The organism is Trueperella pyogenes (assembly GCF_001070855.1).
Taxonomy (GTDB): domain Bacteria; phylum Actinomycetota; class Actinomycetes; order Actinomycetales; family Actinomycetaceae; genus Pauljensenia; species Pauljensenia pyogenes_A.
In genome coordinates, this window is the sequence record NZ_JVLH01000014.1 from 46,579 (window position 1) to 66,825 (window position 20,247).

25 protein-coding genes are annotated in these 20,247 nt (G+C 60.0%); all 25 read left to right on the forward strand.

Annotated elements, in window-relative coordinates:
• The first annotated feature begins 11 nt into the window (after window positions 1–11).
• The 25 genes from rpoC (at window position 12) to rplR (ending at window position 20,220) form a co-directional block, all read left to right on the forward strand.
• Window positions 12–3,911, forward strand: coding sequence for a DNA-directed RNA polymerase subunit beta' (gene rpoC, locus ADG72_RS07170; protein WP_048714333.1), 3,900 nt, complete (start codon window positions 12–14; stop codon window positions 3,909–3,911).
• A 233-nt stretch (window positions 3,912–4,144) separates the two neighbouring features.
• Window positions 4,145–5,617: an LPXTG cell wall anchor domain-containing protein gene (locus tag ADG72_RS07175; RefSeq protein WP_048713900.1), complete on the forward strand. Its 1,473-nt coding sequence runs from the start codon at window positions 4,145–4,147 to the stop codon at window positions 5,615–5,617.
• A 418-nt stretch (window positions 5,618–6,035) separates the two neighbouring features.
• Window positions 6,036–6,212, forward strand: coding sequence for a hypothetical protein (locus tag ADG72_RS08570; RefSeq protein WP_239667697.1), 177 nt, complete (start codon window positions 6,036–6,038; stop codon window positions 6,210–6,212).
• 878 nt (window positions 6,213–7,090) lie between these two features.
• Window positions 7,091–7,465 carry a 30S ribosomal protein S12 gene (gene rpsL, locus ADG72_RS07180; protein WP_009408771.1) on the forward strand — a complete coding sequence of 125 codons (375 nt, stop codon included), beginning with the start codon at window positions 7,091–7,093 and terminating at the stop codon, window positions 7,463–7,465.
• A complete protein-coding gene (gene rpsG, locus ADG72_RS07185) occupies window positions 7,465–7,935 on the forward strand; it encodes a 30S ribosomal protein S7 (RefSeq protein WP_009408772.1) in 471 nt (156 codons plus the stop codon). Before rpsL ends, rpsG begins: the two co-directional genes overlap by 1 nt.
• 82 nt (window positions 7,936–8,017) lie before the next feature.
• Complete coding sequence (fusA, locus tag ADG72_RS07190; RefSeq protein ID WP_048713903.1) at window positions 8,018–10,141, forward strand: elongation factor G; 2,124 nt, start codon at window positions 8,018–8,020, stop codon at window positions 10,139–10,141.
• Window positions 10,142–10,303: 162 nt separating this feature from the next.
• A complete protein-coding gene (gene tuf / locus ADG72_RS07195; RefSeq protein WP_048713906.1) occupies window positions 10,304–11,494 on the forward strand; it encodes an elongation factor Tu in 1,191 nt (396 codons plus the stop codon).
• A gap of 470 nt (window positions 11,495–11,964) precedes the next feature.
• Complete coding sequence (rpsJ, locus tag ADG72_RS07200) at window positions 11,965–12,273, forward strand: 30S ribosomal protein S10 (RefSeq protein ID WP_009408775.1); 309 nt, start codon at window positions 11,965–11,967, stop codon at window positions 12,271–12,273.
• Window positions 12,274–12,284: 11 nt separating this feature from the next.
• Window positions 12,285–12,950, forward strand: coding sequence for a 50S ribosomal protein L3 (rplC, locus tag ADG72_RS07205; RefSeq protein ID WP_009408776.1), 666 nt, complete (start codon window positions 12,285–12,287; stop codon window positions 12,948–12,950).
• A 2-nt stretch (window positions 12,951–12,952) separates the two neighbouring features.
• Window positions 12,953–13,597: a 50S ribosomal protein L4 gene (rplD, locus tag ADG72_RS07210; protein ID WP_026066606.1), complete on the forward strand. Its 645-nt coding sequence runs from the start codon at window positions 12,953–12,955 to the stop codon at window positions 13,595–13,597.
• Window positions 13,594–13,899 (forward strand): 50S ribosomal protein L23, encoded by a 306-nt coding sequence (rplW, locus tag ADG72_RS07215; RefSeq protein WP_009408778.1) that lies wholly within the window; start codon window positions 13,594–13,596, stop codon window positions 13,897–13,899. Before rplD ends, rplW begins: the two co-directional genes overlap by 4 nt.
• A 24-nt stretch (window positions 13,900–13,923) precedes the next feature.
• Entirely contained in the window at window positions 13,924–14,760 is an 837-nt protein-coding gene (gene rplB / locus ADG72_RS07220) for a 50S ribosomal protein L2 (protein ID WP_009408779.1), read from the forward strand.
• Window positions 14,761–14,773: 13 nt separating this feature from the next.
• Window positions 14,774–15,055, forward strand: coding sequence for a 30S ribosomal protein S19 (rpsS, locus tag ADG72_RS07225; protein WP_009408780.1), 282 nt, complete (start codon window positions 14,774–14,776; stop codon window positions 15,053–15,055).
• 35 nt (window positions 15,056–15,090) lie between these two features.
• Window positions 15,091–15,462, forward strand: coding sequence for a 50S ribosomal protein L22 (gene rplV / locus ADG72_RS07230; protein ID WP_009408781.1), 372 nt, complete (start codon window positions 15,091–15,093; stop codon window positions 15,460–15,462).
• Complete coding sequence (gene rpsC, locus ADG72_RS07235) at window positions 15,463–16,272, forward strand: 30S ribosomal protein S3 (protein WP_009408782.1); 810 nt, start codon at window positions 15,463–15,465, stop codon at window positions 16,270–16,272.
• Window positions 16,273–16,277: 5 nt separating this feature from the next.
• Window positions 16,278–16,697: a 50S ribosomal protein L16 gene (gene rplP, locus ADG72_RS07240; RefSeq protein ID WP_009408783.1), complete on the forward strand. Its 420-nt coding sequence runs from the start codon at window positions 16,278–16,280 to the stop codon at window positions 16,695–16,697.
• Window positions 16,697–16,930, forward strand: a complete 234-nt coding sequence (rpmC, locus tag ADG72_RS07245) for a 50S ribosomal protein L29 (RefSeq protein WP_009408784.1) — start codon at window positions 16,697–16,699, stop codon at window positions 16,928–16,930. The genes rplP and rpmC overlap by 1 nt, the downstream gene beginning before the upstream one ends.
• A gap of 5 nt (window positions 16,931–16,935) precedes the next feature.
• On the forward strand, window positions 16,936–17,202 hold the full coding sequence (rpsQ, locus tag ADG72_RS07250) for a 30S ribosomal protein S17 (protein ID WP_009408785.1): 267 nt from the start codon (window positions 16,936–16,938) through the stop codon (window positions 17,200–17,202).
• Between the two features lie 95 nt (window positions 17,203–17,297).
• Window positions 17,298–17,666, forward strand: a complete 369-nt coding sequence (rplN, locus tag ADG72_RS07255; protein ID WP_009408786.1) for a 50S ribosomal protein L14 — start codon at window positions 17,298–17,300, stop codon at window positions 17,664–17,666.
• Window positions 17,666–18,100, forward strand: a complete 435-nt coding sequence (gene rplX, locus ADG72_RS07260; RefSeq protein WP_009408787.1) for a 50S ribosomal protein L24 — start codon at window positions 17,666–17,668, stop codon at window positions 18,098–18,100. The genes rplN and rplX overlap by 1 nt, the downstream gene beginning before the upstream one ends.
• A gap of 2 nt (window positions 18,101–18,102) precedes the next feature.
• Window positions 18,103–18,648, forward strand: a complete 546-nt coding sequence (gene rplE / locus ADG72_RS07265; RefSeq protein ID WP_009408788.1) for a 50S ribosomal protein L5 — start codon at window positions 18,103–18,105, stop codon at window positions 18,646–18,648.
• A gap of 2 nt (window positions 18,649–18,650) precedes the next feature.
• Window positions 18,651–18,836, forward strand: a complete 186-nt coding sequence (locus ADG72_RS07270; RefSeq protein WP_009408789.1) for a type Z 30S ribosomal protein S14 — start codon at window positions 18,651–18,653, stop codon at window positions 18,834–18,836.
• Window positions 18,837–18,898: 62 nt separating this feature from the next.
• The gene (gene rpsH, locus ADG72_RS07275) at window positions 18,899–19,297 is read left to right on the forward strand and encodes a 30S ribosomal protein S8 (protein ID WP_009408790.1); all 399 of its coding nucleotides are present in this window, start codon (window positions 18,899–18,901) and stop codon (window positions 19,295–19,297) included.
• Between the two features lie 15 nt (window positions 19,298–19,312).
• The gene (gene rplF, locus ADG72_RS07280) at window positions 19,313–19,849 is read left to right on the forward strand and encodes a 50S ribosomal protein L6 (RefSeq protein WP_009408791.1); all 537 of its coding nucleotides are present in this window, start codon (window positions 19,313–19,315) and stop codon (window positions 19,847–19,849) included.
• Entirely contained in the window at window positions 19,849–20,220 is a 372-nt protein-coding gene (rplR, locus tag ADG72_RS07285) for a 50S ribosomal protein L18 (protein WP_048713915.1), read from the forward strand. The genes rplF and rplR overlap by 1 nt, the downstream gene beginning before the upstream one ends.
• The last annotated feature ends 27 nt before the right edge of the window (window positions 20,221–20,247 follow it).

The window sequence follows — 20,247 nt, forward strand, 5'->3', positions numbered from 1 at the left end:
GAGCAATGACTTTGCTGGACGCCAAGACGTTCGACAGTTTGAAGATCACCCTGGCCACGGGCGAGGATATCGCCTCGTGGAGCCACGGTGAAGTAAAGAAGCCGGAGACCATCAACTACCGTACGCTCAAGCCCGAGCGTGACGGCCTGTTCGGTGAGCAGATCTTCGGCCCCACCCGCGACTGGGAATGCGCGTGTGGTAAGTACAAGCGCGTGCGCTACAAGGGCATCATCTGCGAAAAGTGTGGTGTTGAGGTGACGCGCTCCAAGGTGCGTCGTGAGCGTATGGGTCACATTGACCTGGCCGCCCCCGTCACCCACATCTGGTACTTCAAGGGTGTTCCCTCGCGACTGGGCTACGTGCTGGATCTGGCTCCGAAGGACCTGGAAAAGGTCATCTACTTCGCTGCCTACATGATCACCGAGGTTGACGAAAAGGGCCGTGACGAAGATCTGATGGATCTGCGTTCTGAGCTCGAGGTCGAAAAGACCCACCTCGAGAACCAGCGCGATGCTGCGATCAACGAATTCGCAGAGCGCCTGGAAGCAGAGATCGCTGAACTCGAAGCAGGCGATGCATCCGCAACCGAGATCGAGCGCCGCCGCAAGGCAGGCGAACGCGATATGGCCAAGATCCGTCGTCGTTACGAGGGCGATATCGAAGGCTTGGAGACGGTGTGGGAGCGCTTTAAGTCCCTCAAGGTCGGTGACCTCGAAGGTGACGAGCGCCTCTACCGTGCGATGGTTGCCCGCTATGGCACCTACTTCAAGGGTGACATGGGCGCATCCGCCATCCAGAAGCGTCTGCAGACCTTCGATCTGGAAAGCGAAGTTGAACAGCTTCGTACAATCATCCAGAACGAAAACGGCCCGCGTAAGACACGCGCCATCAAGCGTCTGAAGGTTATCAACGCATTCGTAGCTACCGGCAACAAGCCCGAGTCCATGGTTCTGACGAAGATTCCGGTTATTCCGCCGGATCTGCGCCCCATGGTTCAGCTTGATGGTGGCCGTTTCGCGACCTCTGACCTCAACGATCTGTACCGTCGCGTGATCAACCGCAACACCCGACTCAAGCGCCTGCTCGAGCTGGGCGCGCCTGAGATCATCGTCAACAACGAGAAGCGCATGCTTCAGGAATCTGTTGACGCGCTCTTCGATAACGGACGTCGTGGCCGCCCCGTTGCAGGCCCCGGTAACCGTCCGTTGAAGTCGATCTCTGACATGCTCAAGGGTAAGCAGGGTCGTTTCCGTCAGAACCTTCTGGGTAAGCGCGTCGACTACTCGGGTCGTTCCGTTATCGTCGTCGGCCCGCAGCTGAAGCTCCACCAGTGTGGTCTGCCCAAGCAGATGGCTCTGGAACTCTTCAAGCCCTTCGTCATGAAGCGCCTGGTTGAGAAGAACTTCGCCCAGAATGTGAAGGCTGCAAAGCGCAAGGTTGAACGCCAGCGCCCCGAGGTGTGGGACGTCCTCGACGACGTCATCCGCGAGCACCCCGTGCTGCTGAACCGTGCACCTACGCTGCACCGCCTGGGTATTCAGGCCTTCGAGCCCCAGCTCATTGAAGGTAAGGCAATCCAGCTGCACCCGCTGGCTTGTGGCGCCTTCAACGCAGACTTCGACGGTGACCAGATGGCAGTTCACCTGCCCCTTGGCGCAGAGGCACAGGCCGAGGCCCGTATCCTCATGCTGTCGACCAACAACATTCTGAAGCCCTCTGATGGACGCCCCGTTGCCATGCCTTCGCAGGACATGATCATCGGCCTGTTCCACCTGACTTCGGATCCCGATCCGTCGCTTCCGGTCGCTCGTGATGAGAACGGCGAGGAAATCATCCCCGTCTACTCAACGGTTGCTGAAGCACGCATGGCCTTCGACAACGGTGATCTTCACCTGAACCAGCGCGCACGTATCCGCTTCGCGGGTATTGTTCCGCCGCTGGATTGGGAAGCACCCGAGGGCTGGAGTGAAGGCGACGACATCATTCTGGAAACCTCGCTGGGCCGCGCGATCTTCAACGAGCAGCTCCCTGTCGACTACCCCTTCGTTAACGAAGTTGTCGGCAAGAAGCAGCTGGGCCAGATCGTCAACACCCTGACCGAGCGTTACCCGAATGTTCTGGTTGCTGACTGCCTTGATGCACTCAAGTCCGCTGGTTTCCACTGGTCGACTTGGTCGGGCATCACCATTGCCTTCTCGGACATTCAGGCATCGCCGAACAAGCGTGCAATCCTTGCCCGTTACGAGGCCAAGGCCGCTGAGATCCAGGATCAGTTCGAGACCGGTATCATCCTCGAGGAAACCCGCTACGAAGAGCTGGTTGACCTGTGGCTGAAGTGCACCGAAGAGGTCGCAGAAGATATGCGCGATCACTTCTCCGCACGTAACACCGTGTACCGAATGGTTTCATCCGGTGCTCGTGGTAACTGGTCGCAGGTTCAGCAGCTGGCTGGTATGCGTGGTCTGGTGTCTGACCCGAAGCAGAAGCTGATCGAGCAGCCCATTAAGGCGAACTACCGCGAGGGCCTGACGGTTCTCGAGTACTTCATCGCTACCCACGGCGCTCGTAAGGGTCTTGCTGATACCGCACTTCGTACCGCTGAGTCTGGTTACCTGACCCGTCGTCTCGTCGACGTCTCGCAGGACGTGATCGTTCGCGAGGCCGACTGTGGCACCCGTCAGGGCGTGCGCATCAAGATCGCGCAGAAGAACTCTGCGGGTGAATGGGAAGCAGTGGACACCATTGAAACCACTGCCTACGCACGTACTCTGGCCCGCGATGCGGTTGCGGAAGATGGCACTGTCGTCGCCCACGCTGGCGATGACCTCGGTGATGCACGGCTTGCTGAGCTGGTTGCAGCCGGAGTCGAGGAAGTTGTCTGCCGTTCCGTCCTGACCTGTGAGTCTCAGGTTGGTACCTGTGCGACCTGCTACGGTCGTTCACTGGCCACCGGCAAGCAGGTGGATATCGGCGAGGCCGTTGGTATTATCGCCGCCCAGTCGATTGGCGAGCCCGGTACCCAGCTGACGATGCGTACCTTCCACACCGGTGGCGCGGCCTCGGCAGCTGACATTACCCAGGGTCTGCCTCGTGTTCAGGAGCTCTTCGAAGCGCGTAGCCCGAAGGTCGAAGCCAAGATGAACGAGGCCGCTGGCCGCGTTCACATTGACGATGAAGATCCCTCGGTACGCCGCATCGTTATCATCCGTGATGACGGTAAGGAAGATTCGGTCGTCGAGGTTTCTCGTCGCCAGAAGCTTCTGGTTGAAGAGGGCCAGCACATCGATGCCGGTACCGCACTGACCGAAGGCCAGCTGGATCCCAAGGAAGTTCTGCGCATCATGGGCCGCAACGTGGCTCAGAAGCAGCTTGTGGACGAGGTCCAGAAGGTGTACCGCGATCAGGGCGTTGGTATCCACTCCAAGCACATCGAGGTTATCGTCCGCCAGATGCTCCGCAAGGTCACCATCCTGGAGCCCGGCGACACCTCCTTCATGCCCGGCGAACTCGTCGACCGTATGGCCTACTTGGCGCAAAACCGCAAGGTTGCTGCTGAAGGTGGTCAGCCTGCATCCGGTCGTCAGATGCTCATGGGCATCACGAAGGCCTCGCTGGCAACCGACTCCTGGTTGTCCGCAGCGTCCTTCCAGGAGACCACGAAGGTTCTGACCGAGGCCGCTATGAACGGCAAGTCGGATCAGCTTCTTGGCCTCAAGGAGAACGTCATTCTCGGTAAGCTCATCCCGGCAGGTACCGGCCTGTCGCGTTACAACAACGTTACGGTTGAGCCCACGCCCGAGGCAATGGCGAACTCGAACTACTCCGAGCTCGATTTCCAAGATGGCCAGGTGTCCGCGGACTTCCTGGATGCCCTTGGAGCGATCGACTTCGGTATGACCTTCAAGGAGTAACCGCCTCAGCGGTTTCCTGAAGTTCCCCGGCCTCTTCCGCATAAGCGCGACGAGGCCGGGGTTCCTTGTCGTGTCTGCTTGTTTGCCCTGAGCGCGCCGGGGATGTCTCACGGCGGCGCAGATCAAGCACTAGCGGCGACGATCGAACTTGAAGAGTTCAACCATTTGGAAAGCTGACGCGCGGATGCTAGATTGGCCGCATACTATCCATCAACGCTTAAGGATGTCTCCTCATGCGCCTGTCCAAGAAACTGGTCATTGCAGCGCTCGGCTCCGCGACCCTCGTTCTCAACTCGGTGGCAGCTTTCGCCGCCGGTCCCACGATTGAGGATACGGAAGGGCCGCTTGTCCGGATCGCCATCTCCGACAAGCTCAACTGCTCGATCAACTATCAGGGCGATAGGTACAACGAGTTCTACAACGGTCGATCCCCTCATCAGTCTCCAGCCGACTGTGGAACCTTCCTCGCTGTGGGATCCGAGCTCTTCGGTCCGAAGGAGCTGCATTCGCCAGCTGCGAGGAAGATGGGGACGATCGCCTGGACGCCGGTCTCGCAAACGAAGTCAGGAACGGGTACTCAAGCCGATCCGTGGGTCCTCACGACTGTCGTTCGCGGCGGTGGATTCGAGATCACGCAGACGGACACCTACTCAACGGGCAATGACTTCTACGCGACGACCTCGTCGGTGAAGAACATCTCGGATGCAGCTCAGGATTTTACTCTCTACCACGCGGCGGATTGCTTCCTCCAGGACAACGATTACGGCTTCGGTGAGTACGACGAGAGCACAGGGACGGTCATCTGCCGAGCGAAGGATCCGGAAACCGGCCAGCATACGGATCGTGGTCGAGTTGAGCAGTTCATCCCGACGACCGCCGGTTCGAACTACTACTACAGTTCCTATAACGAGGTCTGGGATAAGCTCAAGGATCGCGCGCCGCTGCCCAACAAGCTCGAGCGAGCAGATTCCAACCGGGACAACGGCATGGCTCTGAGCTGGACTCGTACCCTCGAGCCGAATGCGACGGCCGACTACTCTCTCGTCACCTCCTTCTCGCCGAAGGGCCAGGTCGCGCTGTCCTCCGCGACGTGCGCCGTCGCCCAGCCGGGCGCCGACTCCACCGCGACGCGCACCATCGGCGTGACGATCACGAACCCGAACCGTGATGTCAAGTCGGTTCAGACGGTCATTGCGACCCTGTCGGACGACGCCACCTACGTTCCCCAGTCGGTCAGCGGCGCCCCCGAGCCGACGGTCGCGGGTAAGGTTCTGACCTTCAAGAATCTGGAGCTTCCCGCCAACGGGTCGGTGAAGTTCTCGTTCCTTATTGCAGGCAGCGCTGAGGTTACTCCGCTCGTGAAGATCTCGGGGACGACGACGAGTGGTGCAGCCATCGTCGAGTCCGATACCTCGCAGTCTTCGACGTGCGATTTCCCCGAGCTTCCGACTCCCGAGCAGTCCCAGCCGACTCCTGAGCAGCCGCAGCCCACTGCCGAGCAGTCCCAGCCGACTCCTGAGCATTCGCAGCCTACTGCCGAGCAGTCCCAGCCGACTCCTGAGCAGGTGCAGCCCACGGGCGGCAAGAGCACTGAAGGCAACAAGCTTGCCAGCACTGGCGCAAACACCGGAGTTGCCATCGCGCTCGTCGGCCTGCTAGGCGTCGCCGGCGTCGGCCTCGTAGCGGCGAGGCGCCGCGCACACTGATCGGAGATCCGGTCGACAACGTCACAGGGCCCGGTCCCCGCGAGGGGGCCGGGCCCTCGTGCATCCCTGTGATTGCCATCGTCGGTGACGGGGCTGATACCGCCGTGGCGCCCCGGCATAAGCTCCGCGGGCCCGACCTCGGCCAGGGAGCGAGGCTGTCGGGGAGAGAGACTTTCCACGTAGGTCGCGAAGCATGCGGGCGCCAGCTTGCCCACTCTGACAGATTGTGCACGCAATCCGACAGAACGGACGAGGCCCCACGACGCAGGGGCGACCGTGCGGTTGAATAGGTGGTGGCGGTTCCCAACTGCCCTCTGGTCTGCGGCGACCTGCGTCGATGGAGACATACACAGGGAAGGTAAGGGAGCTGATCTGGCTCTGGGATGCAGGGTTTCGGAACTGAAAGAGGACATCAACAATGCTTTCCATCAACTGGTCTGATGTGTGGAAGATGGTTGAGTCGATCAAGGTCCCCCTGATCGTCATCGGCGTGGCGCTGGCGCTCGCCAGCATCGTCTCCCTCGCTGTCGAAGAACAATCCGACGACGTCCTTCCTGGACGGCCTCCACAACGCTGGCTTCACCACGAACGATGAGCTGACGAACCTATACACCTCCTACCGCGCTGAGCGCCCCGAGGTCGGCATGTTCAAGGCCGATTGGTCGCTGCCTGAACCCACGTAGGACAAGTATCGCGGACTTCCTGGATGCCCTTGGTGCAATCGATTTCGGTATGACCTTCAAGGAGTAATCCTGTCGAAGCTGTTTCGGTTGTAATCGAATGGCTTCGTGATTGACGGTCGGAAGGCCCGGTCTGCTTGTGCAGACCGGGCCTTTACCGTTTCTGCGTGGCGGCTAAGACCTTCGTCTATCCTCTGCTGTTATCCCGATGTGTGTCGTTATATCAGGACCGGTCGGTGTCCTCCGTCTGTCTTCTGTCGTCCGCGGCGCGTCGTCCTTCGCACTCTGCCCTTCGCACTTCTCACTCCGTACTCCGCCATCTCCTGGTTTAGCTCACTGATTCCGGGCCTATTGCTGTTCTGATGCCGCAGGTGAGTGAGCGAAAACAGGAATAGGGGAGCGAAATCAGGAATGGGGGAGCTAAGACAGAAGTGGTCAGTCCCACAAATAATGTGAACAATCTGGCTTTGACGGGAGTGGGAATAGCTGACTATCCTTGAACGCGGTACCCGTGACTGTACGGGTTTCCTATGTCCACATTATGTGTGGACGGTTCCCGAGCGGTTCTTCTCCGTGATTTTATCGCGGCGACTATGAGCCAAATGTGGAACGCGCGGGCTCCCTCCGTCGGAGCTCCGGGTGTCATTCTCTGACGCGGCTAGGCCTCGTTATCATGGCACACCGGCCCCTGGCGGATCGCTGTGCGCGCTGGGGGATTCAAACAGTCGCGGAAGACTGAGACATGGGTTTAAGGAAATCCTTAAACCGTAGACGGAATTGAACTGGAGAACCAGTGCCTACCATTCAGCAGCTCGTCCGCAAGGGCCGCAGCTCCAAGCGTGCGAAGGTGAAGACCCCCGCGCTTAAGGGCTCGCCCCAGCGTCGCGGCGTGTGCACCCGTGTGTACACCACAACCCCTAAGAAGCCGAACTCGGCTCTACGTAAGGTCGCTCGTGTGCGCCTTTCGTCTGGCATCGAGGTCACCGCGTACATTCCCGGTGAAGGCCACAACCTGCAGGAACACTCGATCGTCCTCGTTCGTGGCGGCCGTGTGAAGGACCTCCCCGGCGTGCGTTACCGCATCGTCCGTGGCGCTCTCGACACCCAGGGTGTCCGTGGTCGCCAGCAGGCCCGTTCCCGTTACGGCGCAAAGAAGGAGAAGAAGTAATGCCTCGTAAAGGCCCCGCTCCCAAGCGCCCCCTGGTCGACGACCCGGTATACGGCTCAAAGATCGTGACCCAGCTCGTGAACCGCGTGCTCCTCGACGGTAAGAAGACCGTTGCAGAGCGCATTGTTTACGGCGCACTTGAAATGGTTCGTGAGCGCACCGAGCAGGAACCCGTTTCCGTGCTCAAGCGCGCACTGGACAACATTCGCCCGGCCCTTGAAGTTCGCTCCCGCCGTGTTGGTGGCGCGACCTACCAGGTCCCGGTTGAGGTTCGCCCCGCACGTGCGACCACCCTCGCGCTGCGTTGGCTCGTGGATTTCTCGCGTCAGCGTCGTGAGAAGACCATGACCGAGCGTCTCGCCAACGAGATTCTCGATGCCTCCAACGGTCTTGGCGCCGCTGTCAAGCGTCGTGAAGACATGCACAAGATGGCTGAGTCGAACCGCGCGTTCGCTCACTACCGCTGGTGATCACCCCTCCCGCTTCGCGATGACCTCATCCGGAGCGGGCAGGATGTTTTAACACCCTCACTTCAAACGAAGGACTGATGTAGTGGCACACGAGGTGCTTACTGACCTCAATAAGGTTCGCAACATCGGCATCATGGCTCACATCGATGCCGGCAAGACCACCGTGACCGAACGTATTCTGTTCTACACGGGCATCAACTACAAGATTGGCGAGACGCACGATGGCGCCTCGACCACCGACTGGATGGAGCAGGAAAAGGAGCGTGGTATTACCATCACCTCCGCAGCCGTGACCTCCTTCTGGAACGGTAACCAAATCAACATCATCGACACCCCCGGTCACGTTGACTTCACGGTTGAGGTTGAGCGCTCGCTGCGCGTCCTCGACGGTGCAGTTGCCGTGTTCGACGGTAAGGAAGGTGTCGAGCCCCAGTCTGAGACCGTGTGGCGTCAGGCTGACAAGTACGACGTCCCCCGTATCTGCTTCATCAACAAGATGGACAAGATGGGTGCGGACTTCTACTTCTCGGTTCAGACCATTCGCGATCGTCTTCACGCAACCCCGATCGTCATGCACCTGCCCATCGGCGCAGAGAATGACTTCGAGGGAACCGTTGACCTGCTCACCATGGAGTCCGTGCGTTACCCCGCCGAGGACGAGAACGGTCAGCCCACCCTGGGCTCCCTCGTCGTTCGTGGCGAGATCCCCGCAGAGCTTCAGGAAAAGGCAGAAGAGTACCGCGAGGCCCTCATGGAAGCTGCAGCGGAAGGCTCTGACGAGCTGACCGAGGCCTACCTTGAGAACGGCGAACTGACCGTTGAGCAGATCAAGCAGGGCGTTCGTGCGCTGACCATCTCCGGTCGTGCATTCCCCGTCTTCTGCGGTACCGCACTTCGCAACATGGGTATTCAGCCCGTGCTCGATGCGGTGATCGACTACCTGCCCTCGCCGCTGGATATCCCCGCGGTTCGCGGCTTCAAGCCCGGACACGACGAAGAAGAGCGCAACGAGGTCCGCGAGGCCTCCGAGAAGGAACCCTTCGCAGCGCTCGCCTTCAAGATCGCAGCTCACCCCTTCTACGGCAAGCTGACCTTCATCCGTGTCTACTCCGGCAAGCTGGAAGCTGGCTCGCAGGTCCTCAACTCGACCAAGGGCAAGAAGGAGCGTATCGGCAAGATCTTCCAGATGCACTCCAACAAGGAAAACCCGGTCGAAGAGGCACATGCAGGCCACATCTACGCCGTCATCGGCCTCAAGGACACCACCACTGGCGATACGCTCAGCGCGATCGACAAGCCGGTTGTTCTTGAATCCATGACCTTCCCCAAGCCCGTGATCTTCGTGGCCGTTGAGCCCAAGTCGAAGGCTGACCAGGAGAAGATGGGCGTCGCCATCCAGAAGCTGGCTGAAGAAGACCCGACCTTCACGGTCGAGCTCGATGCCGAAACCGGCCAGACCGTCATCGGCGGTATGGGCGAGCTTCACCTCGACATCATCGTTGACCGTATGCGTCGCGAATTCAAGGTCGAGGCAAACGTTGGTAAGCCCATGGTTGCTTACCGCGAAACCATTCGTAAGAACGTCGAAAAGTTCGAGTACACGCACAAGAAGCAGACCGGTGGTTCCGGTCAGTTCGCGCGTGTCATCATCGCGCTTGAGCCCATCCCGGCCGGCTCCGAAGAAGAGTACATCTTCGAGGACAAGGTCACCGGTGGACGCGTTCCTCGCGAATACATCCCCTCGGTTGACGCTGGTATTCAGGACGCCATGCAGAATGGTGTTCTTGCCGGTTACCCGATGGTTGATGTCAAGGCAACCCTGCTTGATGGTGCATACCACGAAGTTGACTCTTCGGAAATGGCCTTCAAGATCGCAGGTTCGATGGCATTCCGCGAGGCCGCAAAGAAGGCTTCCCCGGTTCTGCTCGAGCCGATCATGGCCGTCGAGGTCCGTACGCCCGAAGAATACATGGGCGACGTCATCGGCGACCTGAACTCTCGTCGTGGTGCAGTCCAGTCGATGGATGAGCAGCACGGTGTGCGCGTGGTCCGCGCACAGGTTCCGCTGTCAGAAATGTTTGGTTACATTGGCGACCTGCGTTCCAAGACGCAGGGTCGCGCGGTGTACTCCATGCAGTTCGATAGCTACGCCGAGGTCCCGCGTAACGTCGCGGATGAGATCATCGGAAAGTCTCGGGGCGAGTGAGTCCCACAGGGTTGGATGCGGCTCAGGAACAGCCAAAATTGTTCCTGAGCTGTGACCGACCTGACAAGAATCAATAAACCTGTAGGTCTCATGCCCCATTGGGTGTTATGCTGACACCTAGCCATAGGCTGAGAATTTCTACCCGAGTCCAGGAGGACACAAGTGGCGAAGGCCAAGTTCGAGCGCACCAAGCCGCACGTCAACATCGGTACCATCGGTCACGTTGACCACGGCAAGACCACGCTGACTGCAGCAATCACCAAGGTTCTACACGACAAGTACCCGGATCTGAACGAGTTCACCCCCTTCGATCAGGTCGACAACGCTCCTGAAGAGCGCGATCGCGGTATTACCATTAACGTCTCTCACGTTGAGTACCAGACCGAGAAGCGTCACTACGCACACGTTGACGCCCCCGGCCACGCTGACTACGTGAAGAACATGATCACCGGTGCGGCACAGATGGATGGCGCCATCCTCGTTGTCGCCGCCACCGACGGCCCCATGGCCCAGACCCGCGAGCACGTTCTGCTCGCCCGTCAGGTCGGCGTGCCCACCATCCTCGTCGCCCTGAACAAGGCCGACATGGTTGATGACGAAGAAATGCTGGAGCTCGTTGAGGAAGAGGTCCGTGACCTCCTGTCCTCGCAGGGCTTCGACGGCGAGAACGCTCCCGTCATCCAGGTTTCCGCACTGAAGGCCCTCGAGGGTGACCCCGAGTGGACCGCCAAGGTCGAAGAGCTCATGGATGCTGTGGACGACTACGTCCCCACCCCCGAGCGCGACATGGACAAGCCCTTCCTCATGCCGATCGAAGACGTCTTCACGATCACCGGTCGTGGCACCGTCGTTACCGGTCGTGTCGAGCGTGGCAAGCTGCCGATCAACTCCGAAGTTGAGATCCTCGGCATCCGCGATCCTCAGAAGACCACCGTCACCGGCATCGAAATGTTCCACAAGTCGATGGACGAAGCATGGGCAGGCGAGAACTGTGGTCTGCTTCTCCGTGGCACCAAGCGCGACGAGGTCGAGCGTGGCCAGGTTGTGGCCGTTCCCGGCTCCATCACGCCTCACACCGAGTTCGAGGGCCAGGTCTACATCCTGAAGAAGGAAGAAGGCGGACGTCACAACCCGTTCTTCTCCAACTACCGTCCTCAGTTCTACTTCCGTACCACCGACGTGACCGGCGTCATCACCCTCCCCGAGGGCACCGACATGGTCATGCCTGGCGACACCACTGAGATCACCGTTCAGCTGATCCAGCCCATCGCCATGGAGCCCGGCCTCGGCTTCGCAATCCGCGAAGGTGGCCGCACCGTTGGTTCCGGTCGTGTGACCAACATCCTGAAGTGACTTTGTTGATCGCCTAGCGATAGCTGAATCTTCAGCAGAGCAGGTCCGCTCCTTTGAGCGGGCCTGCTCTTTTGTTATCTGCATGTAGAAAATTGTTCATCTGCCTGTGGGGGAGTGACGCATGTGAAGGTGACCGATCTGACTTTGCGACACGCCCGAGTGCGGTGTAGTGTAGATACTCGGTGCGCAACGTACCTCCATTGGAGCAATGCATGCGCACGTCTTCTATGTCAGTGGATTCACATGGGTTTCCTTGGCCTCGAGCTTGAGGAAGCCTACGTATTTCTGCCAAAATAGAAGGGTTGCCCCGTTAGAGGCGGGGCGGTTAGGCAGTGCAATCACTGCTTAACTGGGCAAAATGCCCAAGATCTTTGGACAAGACGCCGGTCCGCACTGGGCGCTCTCGCTAAGAGCGACACGCCCGGATGCGGGTACCGGCGCCGAATCTGTACGAGAAGAGGTAAGACGGCATGGCGGGACAAAAGATCCGCATCCGGCTCAAGTCGTATGACCACGAGGTCATCGACAGCTCCGCGCGCAAGATCGTGGACACCGTGCAGCGAGCAGGTGCCACTGTCGTGGGCCCGGTGCCGCTGCCGACCGAAAAGAACGTGTTTGTCGTGATTCGGTCGCCCCATAAGTACAAGGACAGCCGCGAACAGTTCGAAATGCGTACGCATAAGCGGCTCATCGACATCATCGACCCGACTCCTAAGGCCGTCGATTCGCTCATGCGTCTCGATCTGCCCGCGGACGTCAACATCGAGATCAAGCTCTGAGGACATCTGCAATGACAAAGAATAAGCAGCACGCTGCTGCGCCTGTTAAGGCGCTGCTCGGCCGCAAGCTCGGTATGACCCAGGTGTGGGACGCCGACGGCCGCCTCGTGCCCCTGACTGTCGTGCAGGTTGGCACCAACGTTGTTACTCAGCTCCGTACTGAGGAAACCGATGGATACACCGCTATTCAGCTTGGCTTCGGCGATATCGATGCACGCAAGGTGACCAAGCCCCTGGCTGCTCACTTCGCAAAGGCCGGGGTTGCTCCCCGCCGCCATCTCGCCGAGGTTCGCACCTCCGAGGCCGATAGCTTTGAGCTCGGCCAGGAACTAGATGCCTCGATCTTTGAAGCTGGACAGAGCGTCGATGTTTCGGGTAACACCAAGGGCAAGGGATTTGCCGGTGTTATGAAGCGTCACGGTTTCGCTGGCGTGTCCGCATCTCACGGTTCTCACCGTAACCACCGTAAGCCCGGCTCGATCGGTGCTTGCGCAACCCCCGGTCGCATCTTCAAGGGTCAGCGTATGGCTGGCCGTATGGGTGGTGTCCGTCGTACCGTCCAGAACCTTCGCGTTCAGGCCGTTGACGTGGAAAAGGGTCTGCTCCTGATTTCGGGTGCGATTCCCGGACCTAAGAACGGCATCGTGCTGGTTCGCTCCGCTGTGAAGGGTGCGTGATCATGTCTGAAATCCGTACCATCGATGTTCTTGACCTGAAGGGTAAGAAGGCCGGCACCGTCGACCTCCCCGCAGAGGTCTTTGACGTTGAGACCAACATCCCGCTGATGCACCAGGTCGTCGTCGCTCAGCTTGCTGCAGGCCGTCAGGGCACGCACGCAACCAAGACGCGCGGCATGGTTTCCGGTGGCGGTAAGAAGCCGTTCCGTCAGAAGGGCACCGGTAACGCTCGTCAGGGCTCCATCCGTGCGCCTCACTTCACTGGCGGCGGCATTGTCCACGGTCCTCAGCCTCGCGATTACTCGCAGCGCACCCCCAAGAAGATGAAGGTCGGCGCTCTGCGTTCGGCTCTTTCTGACCGCGCACGTAATGGTCGCATTCACGTCGTGACCGCTCTGTTCGAAGGCGAGAAGCCCTCGACCAAGCAGGCACTGGCCGCGGTTCGCGCACTCGTTGCTGACCGTCCGGCACTTGTCGTGCTCGAGCGCGGCGATGAGCTTTCGGCTCTGTCGCTCCGCAACGCTCGCGAGGTTCACGTGCTGTGGGCAGATCAGCTCAACACCTATGACGTCCTCGACAACGAAGATGTCATCTTCACCCAGGGCGCCCTCGAGGCATTCCTTGGCACCAAGGAGGAAACGAAGTGAGCTCGATCGAAGCCGCTAAGAACCCCCGCGATATCATTCTGCGTCCGGTCGTCACCGAGAAGTCCTCGATCCTGATGGATCAGGGCAAGTACACCTTCGAAGTTGATCCTCGTTCGAACAAGACCGAGATCAAGATGGCCGTCGAAGCGATCTTCGGCGTGAAGGTTGCCTCCGTGGCTACGCAGAACCGCAAGGGCAAGGTTTACCGCACTCGCAACGGAATCGGTACGCGCAAGGATGTCAAGCGCGCCATCGTGACCCTGCGTGAAGGCACCATCGACATCTTCGGCGAGCAGGCCTGAGCGTCGGAGAACTAGAGGAAAATCATGGGAATTCGCAAGTACAAGCCCACGACCCCGGGTCGTCGTGGTTCGAGCGTCTCCGACTTCGTCGAGATCACTCGTTCCGAGCCCGAAAAGTCGCTGGTGCGTCCGCTGCACAAGACTGGCGGCCGTAACAACAACGGCCGTGTGACTGCTCGCCACCGTGGCGGCGGCCACAAGCGCGCCTACCGCGTGATCGACTTCCGTCGTCACGACAAGGATGGCGTGCCCGCACGGGTCGCTCACATCGAGTACGACCCCAACCGCACCGCTCGTATCGCCCTTCTGCACTACGCAGACGGCGAGAAGCGTTACATCCTGGCACCTGCCAAGCTCAATCAGGGCGATCTTGTCGAGTCCGGCCCCGCGGCCGATATCAAGCCCGGCAACAACCTGCCCCTGCGCAACATCCCCTTGGGTACCGTTGTCCACGCTGTGGAGCTCTACCCCGGTGGCGGCGCAAAGATTGCACGCTCTGCTGGAACCTCGGTTCAGCTCGTCGCAAAGGAAGGCCGCTTCGCTCAGCTGCGTATGCCCTCCGGTGAAATTCGCAACGTCGAAATCACCTGCCGCGCCACCATTGGTGAGGTCGGCAACGCCGAGCAGTCCAACATCAACTGGGGCAAGGCCGGCCGTATGCGCTGGAAGGGCAAGCGCCCGCACGTCCGTGGTGTTGTTATGAACCCGGTTGACCACCCGCACGGTGGTGGTGAAGGCCGTACCTCTGGTGGTCGTCACCCCGTGTCGCCTTGGGGCAAGCCCGAGGGACGCACCCGTCGTCCGAACAAGGCCAGCGACCGCATGATCGTGCGTCGTCGCAAGACCGGCAAGAATCGCTGAGTAGGAGCTGGGAATGCCTCGTAGTTTGAAGAAGGGCCCCTTCGTCGACGATCACCTCATGAAGAAGGTTGACGCCGCGGTCGAATCCGGCTCTAAGAACGTTATCAAGACTTGGTCGCGCCGTTCGGTCATCACCCCGGATTTCCTGGGTCTGACCATTGCCGTGCACGACGGTCGTAAGCACGTGCCCGTTTTCGTCACTGAGTCGATGGTGGGCCACAAGCTCGGAGAGTTCGCTCCCACGCGTACTTTCCGTAGCCACGACAAGGACGATCGCAAGGGACGTCGGCGCTGAGCCGGCCTTGCGTAACGAAGAAAAGGCAGGATTTCATGGAAGCCAAGGCGCAGGCGCGTTTTGTCCGCGTCACGCCCCAGAAGGCACGCCGTGTCGTGAACGAGGTTCGCGGCAAGGCTGCTTTGGAGGCAGCCGACATTCTGCGGTTCGCCCCGCAGGCCGTCGCCACCGATGTCCGCAAGGTGCTCTTGAGCGCAGTCGCTAACGCGAAGGTTAAGGCTGAAGCCGCTAAGGAGACCTTCAATGAGGCGGATCTTTTGATCCTCGAAGCCTACGTTGATGAAGGTCCCACGATGAAGCGCTTCCGCCCCCGCGCCCAGGGCCGTGCAGGACGCATTCTTAAGCGCACCAGCCACATCACCGTTGTGGTTGGCACTAAGGAAGATCAGAAGAAGGGAGACCGGTAAATGGGCCAGAAGGTTAACCCCACCGGGTTCCGCCTGGGAATCACAACTGATCACCGGTCTCGCTGGTTCTCCGATTCGACGACTGCAGGTCAGCGCTACGCTGACTACGTTGCAGAAGACGTCGCAATTCGTAAGAACCTGACTGAGAACCTTGAGCGCGCAGGTATTGCAAAGGTCGATATCGAGCGTACGCGTGACCGCGTTCGCGTTGATCTGCACACCGCTCGCCCCGGTATCGTTATTGGTCGCCGCGGAGCAGAAGCAGATCGTCTTCGTCAGAACCTGGAGAAGCTCACCGGCAAGCAGGTTCAGCTGAACATCCTCGAGGTTAAGAACCCCGATCTGGATGCACAGCTGGTCGCACAGGGAATTGCTGAGCAGCTCGCTGCTCGTGTCTCTTTCCGTCGTGCAATGCGTAAGGGCATTCAGTCCGCACAGCGTGCGGGAGCCAAGGGCATCCGTGTCCAGGTCTCCGGCCGTCTGGGTGGCGCTGAAATGAGCCGTAGCGAGTTCTACCGCGAAGGCCGTGTCCCGCTGCAGACCCTGCGTGCAAACATCGACTTTGGATTCCACGAGGCCCGTACGACCTTTGGCCGCATTGGCGTCAAGGTGTGGATCTACAAGGGCGATATCACCGAGCGTGAGTTTGCCCGCCAGCAGGCTGAGCAGGCCAACCGCGGTGGACGTGGACGCGGCGATCGTCGCAACCCCCGTCGCGGACAGCGTGGCCAGCAGCAGCACGAGAACACTCAGCAGCAGGCAGCTCCGGCTGAAGCACCTGCCGCTACCGAGACCGGAACGGAGGCCTGAGCCCAATGCTCATTCCCCGTCGTACTAAGTGGCGCAAGCAGCACCGCCCGCACCGCACCGGTTTTGCTACCGGCGGCACGGAGCTCGCATTTGGCGATTACGGGATTCAGGCACTCGAGGGTGCCTACGTCACCAACCGTCAGATCGAAGCTGCTCGTATCGCAATGACCCGTCACGTCAAGCGTGGTGGCAAGGTGTGGATCAACATCTTCCCGGACCGCCCGCTGACCAAGAAGCCCGCCGAAACTCGTATGGGTTCCGGTAAGGGTGCCGTCGAGTGGTGGGTTGCTCCCGTAAAGCCGGGACGCATTATGTTCGAGCTGGCCGGTGTGCCCGAGAGCCTTGCTCGCGAGGCAATGCGCCGCGCCCAGCACAAGCTTCCGATGAAGACCCGTTTCGTGGTCCGCGAGGGTGGTGACAACTGATGGCAGATAAGGGTCTGACCACCGCCGATCTCGACGCCATGGACGATGCACAGCTGTCCAAGGAGCTTGAGAAGGCAAAGGCTGAGCTCTTCAACCTCCGCTTCGCGCAGGCAGTTGGCTCCCTTGAAGACAACGGTCGTATGAAGACTGTTCGTCGCAATATTGCCCGCATTTACACCATCGCGCGTGAACGGGAGCTTGGCTACCGCACCGCACCAGGCACTGAGGAGTGACTAACATGGCAGAAACCACTGTGCGCAACGAGCGCAAGGTCCGTCGTGGATACGTCACCAGTGACAAGATGGACAAGACCGTTGTCGTCGAGATTGAGGACCGTGTCAAGCACGCCCTCTACGGCAAGGTTATGCGCAAGAGCAAGAAGGTCAAGGTTCACGACGAGCACAATGAGTGCTCCGTTGGCGACCTCGTCCTGATTATGGAGACTCGTCCGCTCTCCGCCACCAAGCGGTGGCGCGTGGTCGAGATTCTCGAAAAGGCGAAGTGACCTTCGCCTAACAGACCGAAATCCGTTCGGCAAGGCTCGGCCCCGGAGGTAACTCCGGGGCAGAGAACCGGCTCGACGACAGGAGTCAGTAGAAAATGATCCAGCAGGAGTCGCGACTGAAGGTCGCCGACAACACAGGTGCCAAGGAAATCCTCACCATCCGTGTTCTCGGCGGATCTGGTCGGCGTTATGCCGGAATCGGCGACGTGATCGTCGCCACCGTCAAGGATGCAATCCCCGGCGGAAATGTTAAGAAGGGGGACGTCGTTAAGGCGGTCGTCGTGCGTACGCGCAAGGAGACCCGTCGCCCCGACGGTTCCTACATCCGTTTCGATGAAAACGCGGCAGTCATTCTCAAGAATGACGGTGAACCCCGCGGTACGCGTATCTTCGGTCCCGTGGGCCGCGAGCTGCGCGAAAAGAAGTTCATGCGAATCGTTTCTCTCGCACCGGAGGTGATCTGATGGCAGCGAAGATTCGTAAAGGTGACTTGGTCGAGGTCGTTCGCGGACGTACCTCGGACGAAAAGGAACTCGCAAAGCGCAACGCACGCCGTGCCGAGCAGGGCCTCGAGCCCCTCAAGCCCGGCGACAAGGGCAAGCAGGGTCGCGTTATTCGCGTTTTCCCCGCTCAGGAGAAGGTCCTCGTTGAGGGCATCAACCTGAAGACCCGCCACGTGCGTCAGGGACAGACCCAGGGCCAGGCTGGTGGCATCATCACCGTCGAGGCTCCGATCTCGCTGTCGAAGGTTGCTCTGGTTGATCCTGAGACGAAGCAGCGCGTTCGCGTTGGCTTCCGTGAGGACACCGTTGAGCGTGACGGCCGTACGCGCACTGTTCGCGTTCGCGTCACCCGTGGCGGAGCCCGTCGCGGCATCGAGCAGGGCAAGGAGATCTGATTATGGCCCCGCGTTTGAAGGAAAAGTACAACTCCGAAATTCGCGATGCTCTGCGCGCTGAATTCAAGCACGCAAACCCCATGGAGGTGGGCGGTCTGACCAAGATCGTCGTCAACATGGGCGTCGGCGAGGCTGCTCGTGACTCGAAGGCACTTGAGGGCGCGATCCGCGACCTTACCGCCATCACCGGTCAGAAGCCTCAGACGAGCAAGGCGAAGAAGTCCATCGCACAGTTCAAGCTGCGCGAAGGCCAGGTTATTGGCGCATACGTCACCCTCCGTGGCGACCGCATGTGGGAGTTCCTGGACCGCCTCCTCTCGACTGCGCTCCCGCGTATTCGTGACTTCCGCGGTCTGTCCTCGAAGCAGTTCGATGGACACGGCAACTACACCTTTGGCCTGACGGAGCAGTCCATGTTCCACGAGATCGATCAGGATTCCATCGACCGCGTTCGCGGTATGGACATCACGGTCGTTACCTCGGCCTCCACCGACGAAGAAGGCCGTGCTCTTCTGCGTCACCTCGGCTTCCCGTTTAAGGAGGACTGACCATGGCTAAGACGTCACTGAAGATCAAGGCTGCGCGTAAGCCCAAGTTCGGCGTGCGTGGCTACACCCGGTGCAACCGTTGCGGTCGTCCCCGCTCGGTGTACCGCAAGTTCGGACTGTGCCGTGTGTGCCTGCGTGAGCTCGCCCTTCGTGGCGATCTCCCGGGTGTCACCAAGAGCAGCTGGTAAAACTGACGTCGTAGGTCCCGGTTTTCCGGAGAAACCGCGACGAGGAAGGGGAGAATCCCCAAATGACAATGACTGATCCGATCGCAGATATGCTGACGCGTCTGCGTAACGCGAACCACGCGCGCCACGAGTCGGTTTCCATGCCGTACTCGAAGCTCAAGGCCGCGATCGCGAAGATTCTCGTCGAGGAAGGCTACATCGCTTCCATCGACGTCGAGGATGCCAAGGTCGGCCAGACGCTGGTTCTTACTCTCAAGTACGGCTCGCACCGCGAGGCCGCTATCGAGGGTCTGCAGCGCGTCTCCAAGCCCGGTCTGCGCGTCTACGCCAAGTCCACCAACCTGCCCAAGGTCCGCGGCGGCCTCGGCGTGGCAATTCTGTCCACGTCTTCCGGCCTGCTCACCGACCGTCAGGCAGCCGAGAAGGGTGTGGGTGGGGAAGTCCTCGCCTACATCTGGTGATGAGGAGGCTGAAGAATGTCGCGTATTGGTAAGAATCCGATCGAAATTCCCGCGGGCGTCGACGTCACCATCAACGGTGCAGACGTTACCGTTAAGGGCCCCAAGGGAACACTGAGCCACGTTGTGCCTGAACCCATCAGCGCCGCCATCGATGAAGGCAAGGTCGTTGTGACCCGTCCTTCCGATGATCGTGTTGCTCGTTCGCTCCACGGCCTGACCCGCACCCTGATCGCCAACATGATCGAAGGTGTGACGAAGGGCTTCTCGAAGCAGCTTGAAATTGCCGGTACCGGTTACCGCGTTGTCGCAAAGGGCAAGGACCTCGAGTTCTCCCTTGGCTTCTCGCACACCGTTTTCGTTCCGGCGCCCGAAGGCATCGAGTTCTCCGTCGAATCTCAGACGAAGTTCACCGTGTCGGGCATCGACAAGCAGCTCGTTGGAGAGACCGCCGCTCGCATCCGTAAGCTCAAGAAGCCTGAACCCTACAAGGGCAAGGGTATCCACTACGTGGGCGAGACCATCCGTCGCAAGGTCGGAAAGGCTGGTAAGTGATGGCGTACACAGTCAAGGGCAAGGGCAAGTTCGTCGCTCGCAAGCGTCGTCACCTGCGCCTGCGCAAGAAGGTTCAGGGCACCCCTTCGCGTCCGCGTTTGGTTGTCACCCGTTCGAACCGCCACATGGTCGCACAGGTTGTGGACGATACCATCGGTCACACCCTGGTCTCCGCTTCGACCTTGGAAGCAGCACTTGTTGCCGCTGAAGGGACGAAGAAGGACAAGGCCTACCAGGTCGGCACTCTCATTGCAGAGCGCGCAAAGGCCGCAGGCATCACCGCTGTGGTCTTCGACCGCGGTGGCAATAAGTACCACGGCCGCGTTGCGGCAGTCGCAGAAGCCGCCCGTGAGGGCGGACTTGAGCTGTGACTGAGCCTCGAGGAAAGAGAGATCAAC

What these genes read in the sequence shown, in the direction of transcription:
- ADG72_RS07175 (WP_048713900.1), top strand. Translation starts at nt 4,145, where the DNA reads ATGCGCCTGTCCAAGAAACTGGTCATTGCAGCGCTCGGCTCCGCGACC.
- ADG72_RS08570 (WP_239667697.1), top strand. Translation starts at nt 6,036, where the DNA reads ATGCTTTCCATCAACTGGTCTGATGTGTGGAAGATGGTTGAGTCGATC.
- rpsG (WP_009408772.1), top strand. Translation starts at nt 7,465, where the DNA reads ATGCCTCGTAAAGGCCCCGCTCCCAAGCGCCCCCTGGTCGACGACCCG.
- rpsJ (WP_009408775.1), top strand. Translation starts at nt 11,965, where the DNA reads ATGGCGGGACAAAAGATCCGCATCCGGCTCAAGTCGTATGACCACGAG.
- rplC (WP_009408776.1), top strand. Translation starts at nt 12,285, where the DNA reads ATGACAAAGAATAAGCAGCACGCTGCTGCGCCTGTTAAGGCGCTGCTC.
- rplD (WP_026066606.1), top strand. Translation starts at nt 12,953, where the DNA reads ATGTCTGAAATCCGTACCATCGATGTTCTTGACCTGAAGGGTAAGAAG.
- rplB (WP_009408779.1), top strand. Translation starts at nt 13,924, where the DNA reads ATGGGAATTCGCAAGTACAAGCCCACGACCCCGGGTCGTCGTGGTTCG.
- rpsS (WP_009408780.1), top strand. Translation starts at nt 14,774, where the DNA reads ATGCCTCGTAGTTTGAAGAAGGGCCCCTTCGTCGACGATCACCTCATG.
- rplV (WP_009408781.1), top strand. Translation starts at nt 15,091, where the DNA reads ATGGAAGCCAAGGCGCAGGCGCGTTTTGTCCGCGTCACGCCCCAGAAG.
- rpsC (WP_009408782.1), top strand. Translation starts at nt 15,463, where the DNA reads ATGGGCCAGAAGGTTAACCCCACCGGGTTCCGCCTGGGAATCACAACT.
- rplP (WP_009408783.1), top strand. Translation starts at nt 16,278, where the DNA reads ATGCTCATTCCCCGTCGTACTAAGTGGCGCAAGCAGCACCGCCCGCAC.
- rpmC (WP_009408784.1), top strand. Translation starts at nt 16,697, where the DNA reads ATGGCAGATAAGGGTCTGACCACCGCCGATCTCGACGCCATGGACGAT.
- rpsQ (WP_009408785.1), top strand. Translation starts at nt 16,936, where the DNA reads ATGGCAGAAACCACTGTGCGCAACGAGCGCAAGGTCCGTCGTGGATAC.
- rplN (WP_009408786.1), top strand. Translation starts at nt 17,298, where the DNA reads ATGATCCAGCAGGAGTCGCGACTGAAGGTCGCCGACAACACAGGTGCC.
- rplX (WP_009408787.1), top strand. Translation starts at nt 17,666, where the DNA reads ATGGCAGCGAAGATTCGTAAAGGTGACTTGGTCGAGGTCGTTCGCGGA.
- rplE (WP_009408788.1), top strand. Translation starts at nt 18,103, where the DNA reads ATGGCCCCGCGTTTGAAGGAAAAGTACAACTCCGAAATTCGCGATGCT.
- ADG72_RS07270 (WP_009408789.1), top strand. Translation starts at nt 18,651, where the DNA reads ATGGCTAAGACGTCACTGAAGATCAAGGCTGCGCGTAAGCCCAAGTTC.
- rpsH (WP_009408790.1), top strand. Translation starts at nt 18,899, where the DNA reads ATGACAATGACTGATCCGATCGCAGATATGCTGACGCGTCTGCGTAAC.
- rplF (WP_009408791.1), top strand. Translation starts at nt 19,313, where the DNA reads ATGTCGCGTATTGGTAAGAATCCGATCGAAATTCCCGCGGGCGTCGAC.
- rplR (WP_048713915.1), top strand. Translation starts at nt 19,849, where the DNA reads ATGGCGTACACAGTCAAGGGCAAGGGCAAGTTCGTCGCTCGCAAGCGT.